The sequence below is a fragment of the Nonomuraea typhae genome, from assembly GCF_009760925.1.
In the GTDB taxonomy this organism is placed as follows: domain Bacteria; phylum Actinomycetota; class Actinomycetes; order Streptosporangiales; family Streptosporangiaceae; genus Nonomuraea; species Nonomuraea typhae.
In genome coordinates this window covers 1,145,772-1,162,246 of the sequence record NZ_VRLV01000001.1, presented here as the reverse complement: position 1 = coordinate 1,162,246, position 16,475 = coordinate 1,145,772, and the positions used below count along the sequence as shown (strand labels likewise).

Here is a 16,475-nt window from a genome sequence, read left to right as displayed (position 1 = left end):
GCCGCGCCGTACGCCTAACATGAGCTTATGCCCCGGATATCCGCCGCGACGATCGGTGAACACCGCGCCCAGACGCAGGACCGCATTCTGCAGGCGGTTTCTCGTCTCTCCAGGGTGCAGGGAATCGACGCCATCTCGATGACGGACGTGGCCGGCGAGGCGGGGATCACCCGTACCGTGCTGTACAACTACTATCCGGACAAGGCGGCGCTGCTGCTGGCGTTCACGGAGCGGGTCACGCAGTACTTCCTGGACAGCTACGAGCGTGAGCTGCCCGAGGACGCCTCGCCCGCCGACCGGCTGCGGGCCTTCATCCGGCTGCAGCTCGCCGGGCTGCTCGCCCACCCGCATCCCGGCGCCGCCGATCTGAGCGCGACCCTCGGGCCCGACGCCTACCAGCAGCTGGCCGAGCACGTGGCGCCGATGCAGCGGGTGCTGGAGGAGATCCTGGACAGCCGGGCCTTCCAGGTCGGCGACGTGGCGGCGACCGCGCGGATGATCCTGGCGGTGATCGGGGCCGAGCGGGTGCCGCTGCTGTCGGGGGCGCTGACCCTGGACGAGGCGGAGAAGCTCGTGTCCGGCTTCGTGCTGAGGGCGCTGGGCTCCGCCTAGAACGCTCTGACCTGGCCCTCCTCCGCGATCGCGGAAACTGTCGTACCTCCTCGCTACCGTTCCCGGTAGATCATCGCAGAGGAGGTTCCATGTTCCGCCAGGGTGACATCCTGATCTTGCCGGTGGCCGAGGACTCGGTGCCGGAGCACGTGCGATCGACGCCGCCGGAGGCTCGCGACGCGCGGGGGCGGCTGGTGCTGGCGCTGGGCGAGGCCACGGGGCACGCGCACGCCATCCCCGGCCCGGGCACGCTCGTGCTCGAGCGCGACGGCGGCGGCTTCCTCCACCTGCCGTCCGGCGGCCGCCTCGTGCACGAGGAACACTCCGCCATCGCGCTGCCCAAGGGCTGGTTCCAGGTGGTCAGGCAGCGTGAGTACGTTCCCGGAGCCGTCCGTTCCTTCCAGTACGTCGCCGACTGAGCATCGCCGGAGCCCCCCTTCCATGACCGACATCCTGTCCCTCGACGCCGAGGCCGCCCTGGTCCGGGCCGCCTCCGCCTGGGAGACCACCGCCTTCGCCACCGGCCCGGCCGCCCGCGCGGAGGCCGAGTCCGCGGTCCGCGCCGCCTACCGGGCCGCCGGCCTTCCCGGACCCGAGCGCATCCTCTGGTTCGGCTCCCCCGCCCGCGCCGCCGTCGCCGCCGCCGTCCTGTCGGGAGGCGCCGAGGCCGTCGCCACCCTGACCGCCGCCGGCCTGAACGCCCTAGTCACCGAGATCCTGACCCGCCTGACCACCACCGACGTCCACACGCCCGGCCGCCCGGTCCGCGACCTCGTCCGGACCCGGCCCTGGGAAGCGGCCCGCGCCAAGGCAGCGGCGGCACTGGGGCCCGCCGCATGGTCCCGCGTATGGGCGCTGACCGGAGGCCACCTCTGGCCGGACGTCAACCGGCTCACCACGCAACTCCGCACCGCCATCGGCGACCAGGCCGCCCCCGGCGTCCGGGACGCCGGCGTCCCGGACGCCGGGGTAGCGGTCACCGGGGCGGATCCGACCGTCGCGGTGGCCGGGCAACCGGGTCCGAGCGCCGCCGGGCAGAGGCCAGGCGGAGCCGGGCAGCCGGGTCCAGGGGCGGCCGGGCAGCTGACGGGCGGAACCGGAGTCGGCCGAGGGGAGCAGCCCACCGACGAGGCGGTCGAGGAGGCCGAGAGGTTGCTGCGCCAGGCCACTCTCGACGCCGTCCTGGGCCAGCACGAGGCCGCGTGGCTGTCCACATTCGACGGCCTCGAGCAGCTGACCGCCACGACCACGTGGGATCCGGGCGAGGGCCGGGCTTCGGCCGTGGGCCGGGTGCCGCGCGGGGGCGGGGAGGCGGTGGCGCTGGAGGCGGTGGCCCAGGTGGCGAGGGCGGCTGGGTGGTGGTGGCCGTTCGAGCGGGTGGCGCTGATGTCGGAGCGCCCCGTGTGCCTGCACCGCGACGACCTGGGCCGCCTGCACCGTGCGGACGGCCCGGCCATGGCCTACCCCGACGGCTTCGCGCTGCATGCCTGGCACGGGATGCCGGTGCCGTCCTGGTTCGGGGAGACGATGACCGGGCTGGACGCGAAGCGGATCGCGAGCGAGCGCAACGCCGAGCTCAGGCGCGCCATGGTCGAGCACTACGGCATCGACCGCTATCTGGCCGAATCGGGCGCACGGCCGACACATCGCGACGCGACCGGGGTGCTGTGGAGGGTGGACATGCCCGACGATGAGCCGATCGTCACCGTGGAGGTCATCAACGCCACCCCGGAGCCCGACGGCACGAGCCGCACGTACTTCCTCCGGGTCCCGCCGTGGGTTCAGACCGCCCGCCAAGGGGTCGCCTGGACCTTCGGCCTCACCGAGGAGACCTACCAGCCCGACCAGGAGACCTGACCCGCTTCCCCCGGGCCAGGCCCCGATGCCGCCATCCAGCCGTTCCCGCGCCCCACCGCTCCCGTCCCGGGGTGTCCCGGCCAGCAGGGCCGGCCACTACGCGGTCACACGTCCCCGCCGCGTCCCCCGGGACGGGTCCTTCCACGCGACCGGGGCAACCTTGGCCCTACGGAGCCACGGCCCGGGGCGGCCCGGCAGAGGGCGGGGCCAGCGGGTAGACGGCCAGGTAGCGCCTGGTCGTGGGCGGTGGCCGACTGGAAACACGTGGTCGAGGACGGGGCCGGTCATGGGGGCCGGTCGGGAAGCAGGATGCCGGGGCAGGGGTTACGCCGCGGTGGGCCAGATGGGAAAGCTCTCGGCTGAGGACCGGTGGTGGGCGGGTGATTAGGGGTTAGGTCGTGGGAGGCCAGGTGGCGGGGATGCGTTCCAGGATGCCGCCGGCGAAGGTGTCGTACAGGCCCAGCGGCTCCAGATGCACGTAGCCGATGTGGCAGTCGCACGTCTCCAGCGGGCAGGTGCGCGGGCGGAGGGCGGCCAGGGCGGTGCCGTCGTAGAGGTTGCCCAGGCGCCGGGGGACGAAGTGGCAGCGCCGTACCTCGCCGTCGCCGTCCACCGAGATCACGGTGTCTCCGGTACGGCAGGCCAGGCCGAGGCTGCGGTGGGGATGGCGGCTCAGGGGAAACAGGGGGTCGAGGGCGGTCCATTCGGCGGCCTCGTCATCGGTGTAGGTGTGGCCCTCGGCGGCGTTGATCCAGAGGTAGGTCGACGGGGGCAGAGCGGTGCGCAGGTGGCGGGCGGCGGGCAGGTGCTCGGGGAGGCCGACCACGCCTACGCTGAAACGCACTCCTTGCCCCGCCAAGTCGTGAGATTTCGCGATGAAGCGGTCAGCGGACACCTGGCCCGGATGGTAGGTCGCCCACAAGGCGAGCTTCGACAGGTCCGCCCCGGCCAGCCACGTGGTCCGGCCGCTCAGGTTCGTCTGGATGGCGACCCGGCGCACGTGGTCCAGGTGACTCAGCTCGACCATCGCCTCCCGGTACCACGACCGGACCAGCCCTTCACCCCAGGGCGTGAACAACACCGACACCTCTCTGCCCGCCGACGCGGCCCACGCGGTGAACCGTCCCAGCGCCGCGCGGTCGGCCCGCAACTGCGCGGGCGTGTCGCGGCGCTTGGCGAACGGGCAGTACGGGCAGTCGTAGTCGCAGCTGGCCAGCGGCCCCCGGTACAGGATGGTGAGGTGGTCAGCGGTGGTCATAGGCGTCCATCAGCTCCCTGACCCGGCCGGAGAACAACGCGGGCCCGATGGCGTCGGAGTGGGCCAGGCCCTCCGGGGTGAGGCGGACCGTCTCGGCGTCGTCCTCGAGCCAGCCGGCGGCGGCCATGCCGTACAGGTCGAAGTCGTCGAGCACGTCGGCGCCGAAGCTCTCCTTGTACAGCGCGCGGTCGAGCCCTTCGGCCTGCAGGAGCGACTGCAGCAGGTGGCGGCGGCGCCGCTCGCCGTCGTCGAGGCGGAAGCCGACGTTGGCCCGGGTGAAGTCGGCGGTGGCGACGTACTCGTCGATGATCGCCCGCACATGGCGCACGCCCACGGCGTACTCGAAGGAGTAGTGCAGGTCACGGGTGTAGGAGCGGGCGCCGCAGCCGAGGCCCAGCATGCCGTCGCGCTGGCAGTGGTACTCGGTCCCGGCGCCGGTCCCCGGCAGGCGGAACATGCGCATGGAAACCTGCTCGTACCCGGCGGCCAGCAGGTGGTCGCGGCCCTGGCGGTACAGGGTCAGGCGCTGATCGTCCCAGTCCCGGTCGCGGCCGCGCAGGCCGAGGCCGGTCAGCGGCCGGACGTACAGCGGGTAGAGGTAGAGCTCCTCGGGCCGCCAGGCCAGGGCGGCGTCGAGGGAGTACCGCCAGGAGGCGGCGTCCTGGCCGTCGATGCCGTAGATCAGGTCGATGTTGAGCGCGGCGGTCGTGGTGTCGCGGATGGCGGCGAGGGCGGCCTCCACCTCGGCGCGGCGCTGGGGACGCACCGCGGCGCGGGCTTCGGCGTCGATGAAGCTCTGCACCCCGATCGAGATCCGGCTCACCCCCCGCTCCCGCAGTACGGCGAGGCGGCCGGGCGTGGCGGTGGCCGGGGAGGTTTCGATGCCGATGGGGATGCCGGGCGGCAGGCCGGCGAGGTCGAAGAGGCGTTCCAGCTCGGCGGGCGCCAGGTAGGTGGGGGTGCCGCCGCCGATGGCCGCGGCGGCGAAGCGGGCCCCGGGCACGGCCTCGCGGGCGGCGGCGGCCTGGCGGGCCAGGGCGTCGAGGTAGGCGGTGACGAGTTCCTCCGGCGCGCCGGTGCGGGTGAACAGGTTGCAGAAACCGCAGCGCATCTCGCAGAACGGGATGTGGAGGTAGAGGAAGAGCGCGCCGGTGCGCTCGCCTGACCACACGTCGGTGAGCGCGGGGCGGTCCTCGAGCGGCCGGTAGGCCGTCTTGTGCGGGTAGGCGTAGACGTAGCCCTGGTAGGGCCCGGCCGCGCGAGCCTCATCCGGGCGCTCGGCCATCTTGCCCTGGTACGGCCCGGCGGTCACGGCCGGCCTCCCTTCGGGATCACGAACTCGGCGTAGGGCACGGTCCAGACGACCTCGTGGCCGATGCGGTGGCCGGTGTGGCCGTCTTCCCCGTAGGCGGTGCCGTGGTCGGAGCAGACGATGGCCAGGCACGGGCGGCGCTCGCTCATCAGGGCGAACAGTTCGCCGATGTGCCGGTCCACGTAGGCGAGGGCGGCGGCGTGGCTGTCCAAGCCGTCGTGGCCCGAGCGGCCGGGCAGGTAGAAGTGGTTGGGCTGGTGGAGGGCGGAGACGTTGACCAGGAGGAAGACGGGCTCCTGCCGGGCGGCCACGGCCCCGCGGGCGCAGGCGATCTGCCGTTCGAAGGAGTCGGGGGCGGTGACGCCGAAGCCGGGTTCCCAGTGGGACTCGGCGAACAACGACGGCAGCGCCGTACCCAGCGGGGTGAGCTTGTTGAAGAAGCCGACACCGCCCACGCACACGGTGTGGTACCCGGCCCGGGCGAGGCCGGTGGGCAGGTCGGCGGCGGCGAACCGCCAGGTGCCGGGGGCGGTGGTCTCGCTGCCGGGGAAGTCGGCGGCGAACAGCCTCGGGTGCGGCCCTGGCGCGGCCGGGGTGGGCAGGAACCCGGCCAGCATCGCGGCGTGGGCGGCGTAGGTGAAGCTGCCCGGGGTGTGCCGGCGTTCCCAGACGCCGCCGGGCAGGAACCGGGCCAGCGTGGGCAGGCGGCCGTCGGCCAGCAGGCGTTCGGCGACGTCGTAGCGCAGGGTGTCGAGCGTGACGAGCAGCAGGTCGTGGGTGCCGATGACGGCGTTCATGTCCCGCACATGACCTCCGCACCCGGAGAGCACACGACCTCCGCATTCGGAGAGCACGAGACCTCCGCGCCAGGCAAGCGGGCCACCTGCGCGTCGTAGGTGTCCAGGCCCTCGGCACCGCTGCCGGGCAGGCCGGTCAGCCCGGGGAGCAGGTCGCCGAAGGCGTTGACCTCGGCGACGGCGAAGCGGCGCAGGTCGCTCCCGGCCATGAGGTCGACTCCGACGGAGGGGGCGGCGGGAAAGCACGCGGCCGCGCGGGCGCACACGCGCAGCGCCCGCGCCCAGCGCTCCGGGCCCAGCGCGGCGCGGAACGCGGCCAGGTCGCCGCGTGAGCCGCCGAGGTGCAGGTTCGTCATCGGGCTCGCCGAGGACCGGACGACGGCATGGGTGGGCACCCCGCCCACCACCACGACCCGTAGATCGACCACCCGCCCGCCCAGGGACGCCTTGGGGAACCACCGCTCCACGTGCAGCCCCTCGGGGGCCAGCGCGTCCACGATGGCCGCGACCTCCCGCTCACCGGTGTAGGAGCGCACCCGCAGCGAGTTGTGCAGTTCCCCGGAGGAGTCGAGCTCCACGGACGTGGTCGCCTTGAGCCGCGCCCCCGCCGCCTGGAAGGCGAGCACCCCGGAGGCCGAGGACCCGTGGGCGGGCTTGACGAACACGCGGTTCCACCCGGCGGCGGCCATCCCGGCCCGCAGATCGGCGTAGCCGCCCACGGGCCCCGGCAGGGCGGGGGGAACGGGCACCCCGGCCCCGGCCAGGAGCGCGTGGCAGCGCCGCTTGTCGAACAGCACCCCGATCTCCGCCACGTCCCCCAGCAGCCGGGCCCCGGGGGTGGCCGCGACCGCCCGCCGTACCGTGTCGAGGGCCCGGAGGAAGGCGAGGTACCAGGCCCGCCCGCCCCCGGCCCGCGTGGCCGGGCCGGGACCGCGCAGCAGCGCGCCGGTCGCGGCGTCCTCGCCCGGCGACTCGACGCGCACGAGCGCGCCCGGGGGCAGCGGCGGCATCCCCTCGGTCAGGACCTGCCGCCACGCCACCACCAGGGGTACGGCGTGGCCGCCCCGGACCAGCGCCTCGCCGAACAGCCGCACCCGCCGATCCCCCGGCACGCCGACCACGACCACCGGCGTCACTCCGACACCGCGATGTACCGCCAGCCGTCATCGTCGTCCCCGTCCTGCGGATCGCCGAGATCGACCTCGACGCCGTCGAGGGCGGCGAGGAGGCGCTTGCGCATGGCCTCGGAGACGTAGTGGTGGCTCAGGTCGAGCCTGCGCAGGTGGGTGAGCGGCTGCCCGGACAGCAGCGCCTCGGCGCCGGCGTCGGTGAGGATGCCCATGGACAGGTTGAGCTCCTCCAGCCGGGCCACGATCGGCGCGGCCGCCACGGCGGCGGCCACGTCGTCCTGGATCTGGCTGTCCTGCAGCCCGAGCTCGACCAGCGCGGGCAGCCCGGCCCCGGCCAGGACGCCCGCCCAGTCCTCGGGCCGGGAATCGCCGCCGTAGTTCTCCTCGCCGAGCCACATCTCCAGGGTGCGCAGCACGGGGAGGTCGCTCTCCCCGACGGCCCGCACGACGCGGCCGGGCAGCCCGCCGGACTCGAAGCGCAGCACCTCCAGCGCCGCATGCCGGACCGGCCGCAGCACCAGCCCGGAGCCTCCGCGCACCTCCAGCCGCCGCAGCCGCGGGAAGGACTCCAGCAGCGGCGTGATGTCGCCGTGCTCGATCCAGGAGATCTCGGACTCCTCGCTGGTGATGTCACCGAGGAAGATCGCCTCCAGCGCGGTCAGCCGCGAGGCGGCGCCGGTCAGCGCCGAGACGGCCACGCTGGAGGTCACGTTCTCCCATCCGGGCCCCCAGTAGCCGATCACGAGCGCCTTGACCCGGCCGGGATCGAGCTGGGACAGAGTCTCGTCCAGGGCGCTCTGGAAGCTCTGCCCCGACTCCTCGAGGGAGTCGGTCGAGATCCCCCAGGCGGCCTGATCGGACGGCGGCGCGCCGGGATCGCCCGCCATGTGGACGGGCAGGCCGTGGAAGGTTGTCAGGTGCTCGTGGATGGACAACGGATCTCCTCGTGGCGGGGGGAGACCAGGTGTACCAGATACCGATGACAAGATTGGCAACATGGACAACGGCCTTATCACTCTCAAGTCCGCTCAAGGCAGGTGGATCCTCGCGGCGACCGTGCTCGGCTCGGGGCTGGCCATGCTCGACAGCACCGTGGTCAACGTCGCCCTCCCCCGCCTGGGCGACGAGTTGAAGGCCGACATGGCCGGTCTCCAGTGGACGATCAACGCCTACACGCTCACGCTGGCCGGCCTGATCCTGCTCGGCGGCTCCCTCGGGGACCGCTACGGCAGGCGCAAGGTCTTCCTCATCGGCACGGTCTGGTTCGCGCTGGCCTCCGCCCTGTGCGGGCTGGCGCCCAACATCGAGGTTCTCATCGCCGCCCGTGCCCTGCAGGGTGTCGGCGGCGCCCTGCTCACCCCCGGCTCACTGGCGATCATCCAGGCGTCGTTCGTCCGCGGCGACCGGCCCCGCGCGGTCGGCGCCTGGTCGGGGCTGGGCGGCGTGGCCAGCGCGATCGGCCCGCTGCTGGGCGGCTTCCTGATCCAGACGGCCGGCTGGCGCTGGGCCTTCCTCATCAACCTGCCCTTCGCCGCGCTGGTGGTGCTGGTGACGCTGCGGCACGTGCCCGAGACCCGCGACGAGCAGGCGGCGGGCCGCTTCGACGTGCTCGGCTCCGTGCTGGCGGCGCTCGCGCTGGCCGGCATCACCTACGGGCTGATCGAGACGGGCATGCCGATCCCGCTGATCGCCGGTCTCGTGCTGGGCGCCGCGTTCGTCTGGGTCGAGGTACGGCGCTCGCCGCAGGCACTCGTGCCCGTGGGGATCTTCCGCAACCACGTGTTCACCGCGATCAACGTGGTCACGCTGATCATGTACGCGGCGATGGGCGTGGTCTTCTTCCTGCTGGTGGTGCAGCTCCAGGTCGTCTCCGGCTTCAACGAGATCGCGGCCGGGTCGGCGATGCTGCCGGCGACGATCCTCATGATGCTGCTGTCGGCGCGGGCCGGCGAGGTGGCCAAGCGCGTGGGGCCGCGCTGGCCGATCACGATCGGCATCCTGGTGTCCGGCGCCGGCTTCCTGTGGATGGCCACGATCGGCGAGGGCTCCTCCTACTGGCTGCACGTCATCCCGGCCGTGTCCGTCTTCGGCCTGGGCCTGTCGGCCGCCGTGGCGCCGCTGACCGCGACCGTGCTGGCCACCGCGGACGAGCGCTATGCCGGTACGGCCAGCGGCGTGAACAACGCGGTGGCCAGGACCGGCAGCCTGTTCGCGGTGGCCGCGATCCCGCCCGCGGTGGGGCTGGTCGGGAACGCGTTCAAGGACAAGGCGCTCTTCGACGCCGGGTTCGAGAAGGCGATGCTGATCAGCGCGGTCATGATGGGCGTGGCCGCGCTGATCACCGTCGTGTCGATCCGGCAGAACGTCCTGGCGGCGGACGAGCCCGCCGCCCGGCCGAGTCCCGCGAAGGGTCAGATGTAGCCGAGCAGGTCGGTGGCCGCCTCGGCCAGGTCGGGAAGGCCGAGCGCGGTGAAGGCGGCGGCCGCCTGCCCGGCCCGCTCGGCGGCCTCCTCCCCGCGCTCCTGCGACAGCAGCATCCTGGCCTCGTCGTAGTCGAGCGCGGCCCGTTCGAAGGGGGCGTCCGGGCCGTCGAGCGTGCGCAGGAACTCCCTGACCGGCTCGACCGCCTCCAGCGCCGCCGCCGTCTTGCCCGACCAGTGCAGCGCCGACAGCTGCCGGCGCATCGCCGCGCCCGCCTCGTCCCGGGCGCCGGCGGCCAGGTATGCCTCGACGGCGTCGCGGAAGCCGGCCGCGGCCTCGTCGTCGCGATCCAGGTCGGACAGGATGACGGCGGCCGACTCCCGCGCGCGGGCGACGCGCAGCGGCTCGGCGTAGCGCCCGGCCAGCTCGGTGAAGTCGGCCAGTGCCGCCTCCATCTCGCCGAGCGCACGCCGGGCGCAGGCCCGCAGCCACTGGACGTTGACCCGGTTGTCGTAGTCGTCCGGGTCGAGCAGGCCGAGCGCCTCCTCGGCGGTGATGGCCGCCTCGACCGGCCGGTCCGTGGCCAGATAGGCGGCGGCCAGGTCCACCCGGGCCAGGGCGGCGTTGCCCGTGCTGCTCAGCGCGGTGAACAGGGCGACCGCCTCGATGAGGTCCTCGGCGGCCTCCTCCTCGCGCCCGGCGGCGACCAGCAGCTCGCCCCGCACGGCCAGGGCCACGGCCCGCTGCTCGGGGTTGGCGGTGACCGCGGCCGCCTCGGCGTAGGCGCCCGTCACCTCCTCCGGGTCCGGTTCGGCCAGGCCGTCGGCCGCCAGGCGGCGCAGCAGCTCGCCGTGCGCCAGCGCGGCGTCGGCGAGCTGGACGTGGACGCCTTCCGCGCGCAGCGCCGCGCGCGCGAGCGGCAGCGTCGCGGCGGCCGTGACCGGGTCCTCCATCCGGGCGCGCAGGAACAGCAGCATCCCGTCCTCGGCGCCGGCCAGCAGGTCGAGCGCCTCCTGCCGGCGCCCGGCCGTCACGTACGCCTGCGCCAGCCGCGACAGCGCGGCCGGGCGCTGGCCGGGGGCGCCGTGGGCGAGGAGGTAGCGCGAGGTCTCCTCGACGACCGCCAGCCCGTCCGGCCCGGCCATCGCGGCCCGCCCGCGGGACGCCTGCCGCCGGGACTCGTCACCGGCCCGCCGGTGCAGCTCGGCCGCGTGCTCCCAGTGCTTGGCCGCCGTCTCCAGGTCGCCCTGGGCCGCCGCGGCCAGCCCGTGCCCGTCGGTCCTGCGGCCGCCCGGCTCGCCGCCCGCCTCGTCGTAGCGCTCCCACGCGGCCAGGGCCGCCGCGTGCTCACCGCGCCGCCAGGCGTCCTCGGCCGTGTCCAGCAGCTGCTCGGGCGTCTCGTGCGGCGCCGCCTGCGCGGGCGGCCGGGCCGTACCGGGGAGGGTGGTACGGCGGGCGTGCGGGACCAGCGGCAGGTGCTCGGCCAGCGGCTCGGCGGCCAGCCTGGCCTCCACGCGGGCGCTCTGCTCGCCGGTGCCGTTGCGGGCGTCGAAGGCGGCGGCCAGCTCGCGCGCCCGCCGGGTGGTGTCGTCGCGCAGGGCGGCGACCGTGGTCTGCCCGACGGGCAGGCCGCCGTGGCCCGTCTCCTCCAGGCGGCGCAGCAGCAGCCCGGCGGCGCTCAGGAACGTCATCAGCGTGTGCGGCGCGGCCCGCTCCTCCAGGCGCGGCAGCTCACGCTGCAGGATCTCCAGGCCGCGGTGCTCGTTGCCGGTCCTGGCCAGGAACTCCAGGTGGAGGTCCAGGTCGCTGGTGTAGTGCGGCAGCGCCTGGATGAGGCGGTACGCCTTCAGGTGGGCCTGGGCGGCCTCGGCGTGCCGACCGGTGCGCACGTACGGCAGCAGCAGGCAGCTCAGGATGCTCTGCGGCTGGTTCTCGCAGGTCAGGTGCCCGGCGACGACGGGCGCGGCCAGCTCGACGGCCTCCTCGTCGCGGCCCGTCCAGGCCAGGTGGACGACCTTGCCGTCGGGGTCGCAGCCCTCGCAGTCGGACATCTCGTCGCGGGGCGTGGTGCTCCAGCGGTGGAAGTGCTCCTCGGCGGCGGCGCGGTCGCCCACGTGCTCGGCGACCGCGCAGCGCTGGGCGTGGACGGCGTGCAGGCCGACGCCGGCCGCGCGGTAGCGGCGCTCCATCTCGGCCAGCGCGTCGTGGGCGCGGCTGAGCGGGATCTGCGGGAAGTCGCGCATGGAGTCGACGATCCACTTGTACTGCCACAGCAGCGTGTGGGTCTGCCAGTCGTCGAACAACCCGGGGTCGGCGTCGTAGTCGGCCACGCAGCGGGAGAACGTGGCGAACGACTTGGCCGGCTCGGAGCCGAACTGGTACGCCTCGGTCAGCTCCATGCGCACGGTGAGGACCTGGCCGCGGTCGCCGCCCGTCTCCGCCTGCCGCAACGCCTGCTCCAGCAGCAGGGTCTTGGCCTCGCCGTAGGGCAGGTCGGCGGCTTCGTCCATGAGGTCGTCGAGATCGATCACGAGGTGGCCCAATCGAGGAGTCCGAGGAAGGAGCGGTTGAGGGCGGCGCTGTCGGCCGGGCGCAGGGGGTGGTGGCCGTGCAGCAGCGCCATGCCGTACAGCGCCTCGACGGCGGTGCCGGCGAGGTTCAGGTCGCTCAGCGACAGCACCTTGCGCACCAGCGGGTTGCGGTGGTTGAGCACCAGGCGGGGACGGTCGGCGGCGAGGGAGCGCTCCATCGCGCCGAGCACGTCGGCCCACAGCTCGTCGCCGGCCTCCTTGGCCTCCAGCAGCTGGGCGTGGTGCGCGGCGGCGCGGCTGGTCAGGTAGAGGGCCGAGAGCGAGGCGGGGTCGAAGTCGCGCAGCACGACCTCGCAGCCGAGCGGGTCGAGGGCGCGGGCGGCGGCGTTGAGGAAGGGGCGCGCGGCCAGCTCGGCGGCCGGGTCCACGGGGGCGAGGTGGGTGGCCAGCTCGGCCGGGTCGAGCGGCTCCAGGCGGACGCCGGGGTCGATGCGGGTCAGGGCGCGCAGGATCTCGCTGTCGTAGACGTAGCCGCCGTTGATCAGGCCGACGCCCTGGGCGCCGGAGACGCCGGCGAGCTGGCGGAACTCGTCGACGCTGGCGGTGAAGCGGCCGCGCGGGTGCAGGGCGCGGAACTGGGCGAGGGTCATCGGGCCCGAGCTGGTCTCGTACTCCAGCCAGCGGTCCACCAGGCGGAGCATGTCGTCGTCGTGCAGGGCCAGCGCCTTGACGCCGAGGTGGTGCAGGCGCAGGAAGGCGCGCAGGCCGTCGGGGTCGGTCTCGGCCAGCCGTACCAGCCACTCGCGCAGCTGTCGGCCGAGCTGCTCGCGCACGTGCTCGAGCAGGTCGTCCTCGTACAGCGCCTCGCGGGAGGCGGTGGGGCGCAGCTCGCCGGCGTCGACGACGCAGCGGGCGAAGAACGCCCAGCCGGGCAGCAGTCCCTCGGCGTGCTCGGTGAGGAGCATGCGCTTGAGGTAGACGCGGTGGGCGCCCTTGACGGCCGGGTTGGCCTGGGTGGGCAGGATGAACGCGACGCCGGTGAGCCCGGCTTCCGGGACGTTCAGGTCGAGGACGTCGAACGGGGTGAACCCGAACAGGTCGCGGCCGTAGCCGAGCAGGGCGGCCCGGCGCTCGGCCGGGTTGCCGTGGCGGGCCAGCCACGGCGGGCCGGCGACGGTGGCGGGGCGGCCGTTGACGGTGACCTCGACCGGCAGCAGCGAGCCGTAGAGCGCGGCCAGCTCGGCGACGGTGCGCTCGGTGACCCATTCGGCGGCGTCCGGGCGGACGGCCAGCGTGACGGTGGTGCCCGGCTCGGCTCGCTCGGCCGCGGCCGGTTCGACCTGGTAGACGCCGTCGGAGCGGCCGGTCCACACGACGGTGGGGGCGCCGGTGACGGACCTGGTCTCGACCCGGATCTCGTCGGCCACGAGGAAGCCGGACAGCAGGCCGATGCCGAACTGGCCCAGGAACTCGTGGCGGGCGAAGCCGAGCTCGTCGCGCTTGGAGGAGCGGCCGATGGTGGCCAGCAGGATGTGCACCTCGTCCTCGGTGAGGCCCACGCCGCTGTCGCTGACCTGGATCCGCCCGTCGGCGACCTCGATCGTGACCTCGGCCTTGGCCCCGGGGTCGCCGGTACGGCGGGCGGTGATGGCGTCGGCGGCGTTCTGCAGCAGCTCACGGACGTAGACGCGTGGGCTGGAATACAGGTGACGGCTCAGCAGATCGACGACACCGCGCAGGTCAACTTGAAAGGCGTTCTCCACGCCCAGTCACCCTAGTTGCCCCAGGGGACAAAGTCCGAATTGTTTAGTATGTAAACGCTTGCCTTCGGACACTGTTATCGAAATTGGACAGCAGCAGCTCCGGCTCCCCCACCGACCGGATCTCCGGCAGCCGCGTGAACAACTCCCTGAACATCGTGCGCATCTCCTGCCTGGCCAGGTTCGCGCCCAGGCAGAAGTGCGGCCCCGGGCCGCCGAACCCGACGTGCGGCTTGGTGTCGCGGGTGATGTCGAAGACGTCCGGGTCCGGGAAGACGCTCTCGTCCCGGTTGGCCGAGCCGTAGAAGAGCACGACCTTGTCGCCCTTGCGCAGGTGCAGGCCGCGCAGCTCGTAGTCCTCGGTGACCGTGCGGCGGAACTGGATGATCGGCGAGACGTGCCGCACCATCTCCTCGATCGCCCCGCCGATGTGGCCGTCGAAGTCGGCCCGCAGCAGCTCGCGCTGCGCCGGATGCTCGGTGAGCAGCTTGATGCCGTGGGCCATCGTGTTGCGCGCGGTCTCGTTCCCGGCGACCAGCAGCAGCGAGAAGAACGAGCCCAGCTCTTTGTCCGTGAGCCGCTCGCCGTCGGGATTGGCGTTGACCAGCAACGACACCAGGTCGCCTGCGGGCTCGCGCTGGCGCTCGTGGCCGAGCCGGATGACCAGGCGCTGCAGGGCCAGCAGGGCGAGCATGTTCTGCCCGGCCAGCGTGACGCTGCGCAGCAGGCTCGGGCGCACGCCGGTGTAGGCGGTGGAGACGTCCACGTGCTCGTGCACCTTGGCGCGGTACTCCGCGGGGATGCCCATCATGTCGCAGATGACGTGAATGGGGAGCCGGGCCGCGACCTGGCCGACGAAGTCGTGCGGCCCCTCGGCCTGGAGGTCGTCCACGATGCGGGCGCAGGCGGCCGCGATGTCGTCCTGCAGCCGCTCCAGCATGCGCGGGCTGAAGGAGCGGGTGACGATCCGGCGCAGCCGCGCGTGCCGGGGATCGTCCATGTTCACCATGGACTCGCCGAAGACGTGCTTGACCCAGCCGGGCGGCTCCGGGTTCGTGACCGCGGGCTCGCTGGAGAACACCTTGGCGTTCCGGCTGGCCTCCACCACGTCGGCGTGCCGGACCAAGGCGTAGAAGCCCGTGCCCGAGCGCAGGAACGGAACCTTTTTCTCCGGGAAGAACACCGGCCGCTCCTCCTGGCGGAGCCGGGCGAACGCCTCATGGCGTTCTTTCAGGGGTCTGCGCCAGAAGTCCAGGTCCGCGAGGTCGATGGCCACGTGCCTATCGTGGCACGTTCCCGCCCTGTTCATACCGGGTTCGGCCGGTGCGGACATGACTGGATACATGAATGCCTTGGTGGCCGCATGCCTGGTCATGCCCCTGCTCTCCCCTGCCTCGGCGGGCGCCGCCCCCGGGTGCGGCGGCCGGCCCGCCGACTTCGACGACGACGGCCGCGCCGACCTGGCGGTGGCCGCGCCGTACACCGGCTCCAGGGCCGGATCCGTGACCGTGCTCTACGGCTCCGGCCGCAAGGCCACCCTGCGCCAGGACGGCGCCGAGCGCGGCGACTCGTTCGGCTCGGCGCTGGCCGCCGGCGACTTCGACGGCGACCGCTGCGCCGACCTGGCCGTGGGGGTCTCGGAGGAGTTCTCGGGTACGGCCCGGCCCGGCGCGGACGGCGACGGGGCCGTGCAGCTCTACCGCGGCGGCCCGCGCGGCCTCACCCCCTGGCGGCAGCTCACCCCCGCCCGCCCCGGCGGCGACCGGTACGGCGCGGCACTGGCGGCCGGCGACCTCGACGGAGACGGCGACGACGAGCTCGCGGTCGGGGCTCCCGGGCAGGGGCGAGGTGGCGGGGTCACGGTGCACTTCCTCGGGAAACGCAAGCCGTATCAGATCACTCAGCAGGCCGGGTGGGTCGGGCAGCGGGGGAACGCCACCGACCAGTGGGGGGCGGCCCTGGCGACCGGCGACTTCGACGGGGACGGCCGGGCCGAGCTGGTCGTGGGTGCGCCGGCCGACAGTGTCACCACCGACGGGCAGGGGTCCGTCACCGTCCTGGACCCCCTGCGGAAGCGGGCGTCGTTGCTCACTCAGGACAGTCCCGGGATCAAGGGGTCCGCGGAGAAGTGGGACGCGTTCGGCGCCTCCCTCGCGACCGGGGACTTCAACGCCGACGGGCGGGCGGATCTGGCCATCGGGGCGCCCGGGGAGGGGCTCAGCGCCAACCAGCGGGCCATGGATTACGGGGATGGGATGGTTCATGTCGTCTACGGGACGGGCTCGGGGTTGCGGACCACGCGGAGCGAGGCGTGGACGCAGCGGGTTCTCCAGGGGGAGCCCCGGTACTACGACCGGTTCGGGGCCGCGCTGGCCGCCGGGGACTTCAACGGGGACGGGGATTCCGAGCTGGCGATCGGGGTGCCCGGGGAGCGGGCCGTCCAGGTGCTGGCCGGGACCCGGTCCGGCGGGCTCACGCGGAAGGGGAACCTGCTGATCACGGGCAAGGGGCGGGACTTCGGCTCTTCGCTGGCGGCGTTGGGCGCCGCGCCTCGGTATCGGCTCCTCGCCCGTTCGCGGCCGGTGTTCGGGCTGGTGGTGGCGGCGCCCGGGGACGGGGTGCTCACGCTGGTGCCCGGGGGGCGGCGGCCCGGGGCATATCCGGGGCTGCGTGCCGGGGAGGCCAGGAAGTTGAGCTCCGGGTCTGGGCTGTACGGGTATGCGTTCGGCTGAACCGTCGTGAGATATCCGGATACGCTCGCCGGATGGCACTCGCCGGGGGAACCGTCAGTGGTCTC

At 73.7% G+C, this 16,475-nt stretch carries 13 protein-coding genes; 5 read left to right on the top strand and 8 right to left on the bottom strand.

The genetic code is table 11. The features are described 5' to 3' along the window. Positions 1-27: 27 nt before the first annotated feature. From FVE25_RS05395 to FVE25_RS05385, 3 genes are all read left to right on the top strand, one after another. Positions 28-612, top strand: coding sequence for a TetR/AcrR family transcriptional regulator (locus FVE25_RS05395; protein WP_157245221.1), 585 nt, complete (start codon positions 28-30; stop codon positions 610-612). A gap of 89 nt (positions 613-701) precedes the next feature. Next, on the top strand, positions 702-1,031 hold the full coding sequence (locus FVE25_RS05390; RefSeq protein WP_157245220.1) for a hypothetical protein: 330 nt from the start codon (positions 702-704) through the stop codon (positions 1,029-1,031). A gap of 22 nt (positions 1,032-1,053) precedes the next feature. Continuing rightward, on the top strand, positions 1,054-2,469 hold the full coding sequence (locus tag FVE25_RS05385) for a DUF6745 domain-containing protein (protein WP_219825308.1): 1,416 nt from the start codon (positions 1,054-1,056) through the stop codon (positions 2,467-2,469). A 391-nt stretch (positions 2,470-2,860) separates the two neighbouring features. On the opposite strand, the gene FVE25_RS05380 is transcribed toward FVE25_RS05385, so the two are convergent. From FVE25_RS05380 to FVE25_RS05360, 5 genes are read right to left on the bottom strand one after another with little or no spacing between them, the layout of a single operon-like run. Next, positions 2,861-3,727 carry an STM4011 family radical SAM protein gene (locus FVE25_RS05380; protein WP_157245219.1) on the bottom strand — a complete coding sequence of 289 codons (867 nt, stop codon included), beginning with the start codon at positions 3,725-3,727 and terminating at the stop codon, positions 2,861-2,863. Further along, on the bottom strand, positions 3,714-5,012 hold the full coding sequence (locus FVE25_RS05375; RefSeq protein WP_157245526.1) for an STM4012 family radical SAM protein: 1,299 nt from the start codon (positions 5,010-5,012) through the stop codon (positions 3,714-3,716). The genes FVE25_RS05380 and FVE25_RS05375 overlap by 14 nt, the downstream gene beginning before the upstream one ends. Before the next feature lie 23 nt (positions 5,013-5,035). Further along, positions 5,036-5,836 (bottom strand): STM4013/SEN3800 family hydrolase, encoded by an 801-nt coding sequence (locus FVE25_RS05370; RefSeq protein WP_157245218.1) that lies wholly within the window; start codon positions 5,834-5,836, stop codon positions 5,036-5,038. Further along, entirely contained in the window at positions 5,833-6,972 is a 1,140-nt protein-coding gene (locus FVE25_RS05365) for an STM4014 family protein (protein WP_219825307.1), read from the bottom strand. The genes FVE25_RS05370 and FVE25_RS05365 overlap by 4 nt, the downstream gene beginning before the upstream one ends. After that, a complete protein-coding gene (locus FVE25_RS05360; RefSeq protein ID WP_157245217.1) occupies positions 6,969-7,901 on the bottom strand; it encodes an STM4015 family protein in 933 nt (310 codons plus the stop codon). The genes FVE25_RS05365 and FVE25_RS05360 overlap by 4 nt, the downstream gene beginning before the upstream one ends. A 61-nt stretch (positions 7,902-7,962) precedes the next feature. Here FVE25_RS05360 and FVE25_RS05355 point away from each other — a divergent pair, with 61 nt between their 5' ends. Then, positions 7,963-9,387, top strand: coding sequence for an MFS transporter (locus FVE25_RS05355; RefSeq protein WP_157245216.1), 1,425 nt, complete (start codon positions 7,963-7,965; stop codon positions 9,385-9,387). Here the strand turns inward: FVE25_RS05355 and FVE25_RS05350 are convergent. The 3 genes from FVE25_RS05350 to FVE25_RS05340 are packed head-to-tail and all read right to left on the bottom strand — an operon-like array spanning position 9,378 to position 14,987. Further along, a complete protein-coding gene (locus FVE25_RS05350; RefSeq protein WP_157245215.1) occupies positions 9,378-11,918 on the bottom strand; it encodes a hypothetical protein in 2,541 nt (846 codons plus the stop codon). The genes FVE25_RS05355 and FVE25_RS05350 overlap by 10 nt on opposite strands. After that, a complete protein-coding gene (locus tag FVE25_RS05345; protein WP_157245214.1) occupies positions 11,915-13,681 on the bottom strand; it encodes an HSP90 family protein in 1,767 nt (588 codons plus the stop codon). Before FVE25_RS05345 ends, FVE25_RS05350 begins: the two co-directional genes overlap by 4 nt. A gap of 43 nt (positions 13,682-13,724) precedes the next feature. Continuing rightward, on the bottom strand, positions 13,725-14,987 hold the full coding sequence (locus tag FVE25_RS05340) for a cytochrome P450 (RefSeq protein WP_219825349.1): 1,263 nt from the start codon (positions 14,985-14,987) through the stop codon (positions 13,725-13,727). 34 nt (positions 14,988-15,021) lie between these two features. On the opposite strand from FVE25_RS05340, the gene FVE25_RS05335 reads away from it, so the two are divergent. Beyond that, positions 15,022-16,410, top strand: coding sequence for an FG-GAP and VCBS repeat-containing protein (locus FVE25_RS05335; RefSeq protein ID WP_157245213.1), 1,389 nt, complete (start codon positions 15,022-15,024; stop codon positions 16,408-16,410). Positions 16,411-16,475 lie beyond the last annotated feature (65 nt).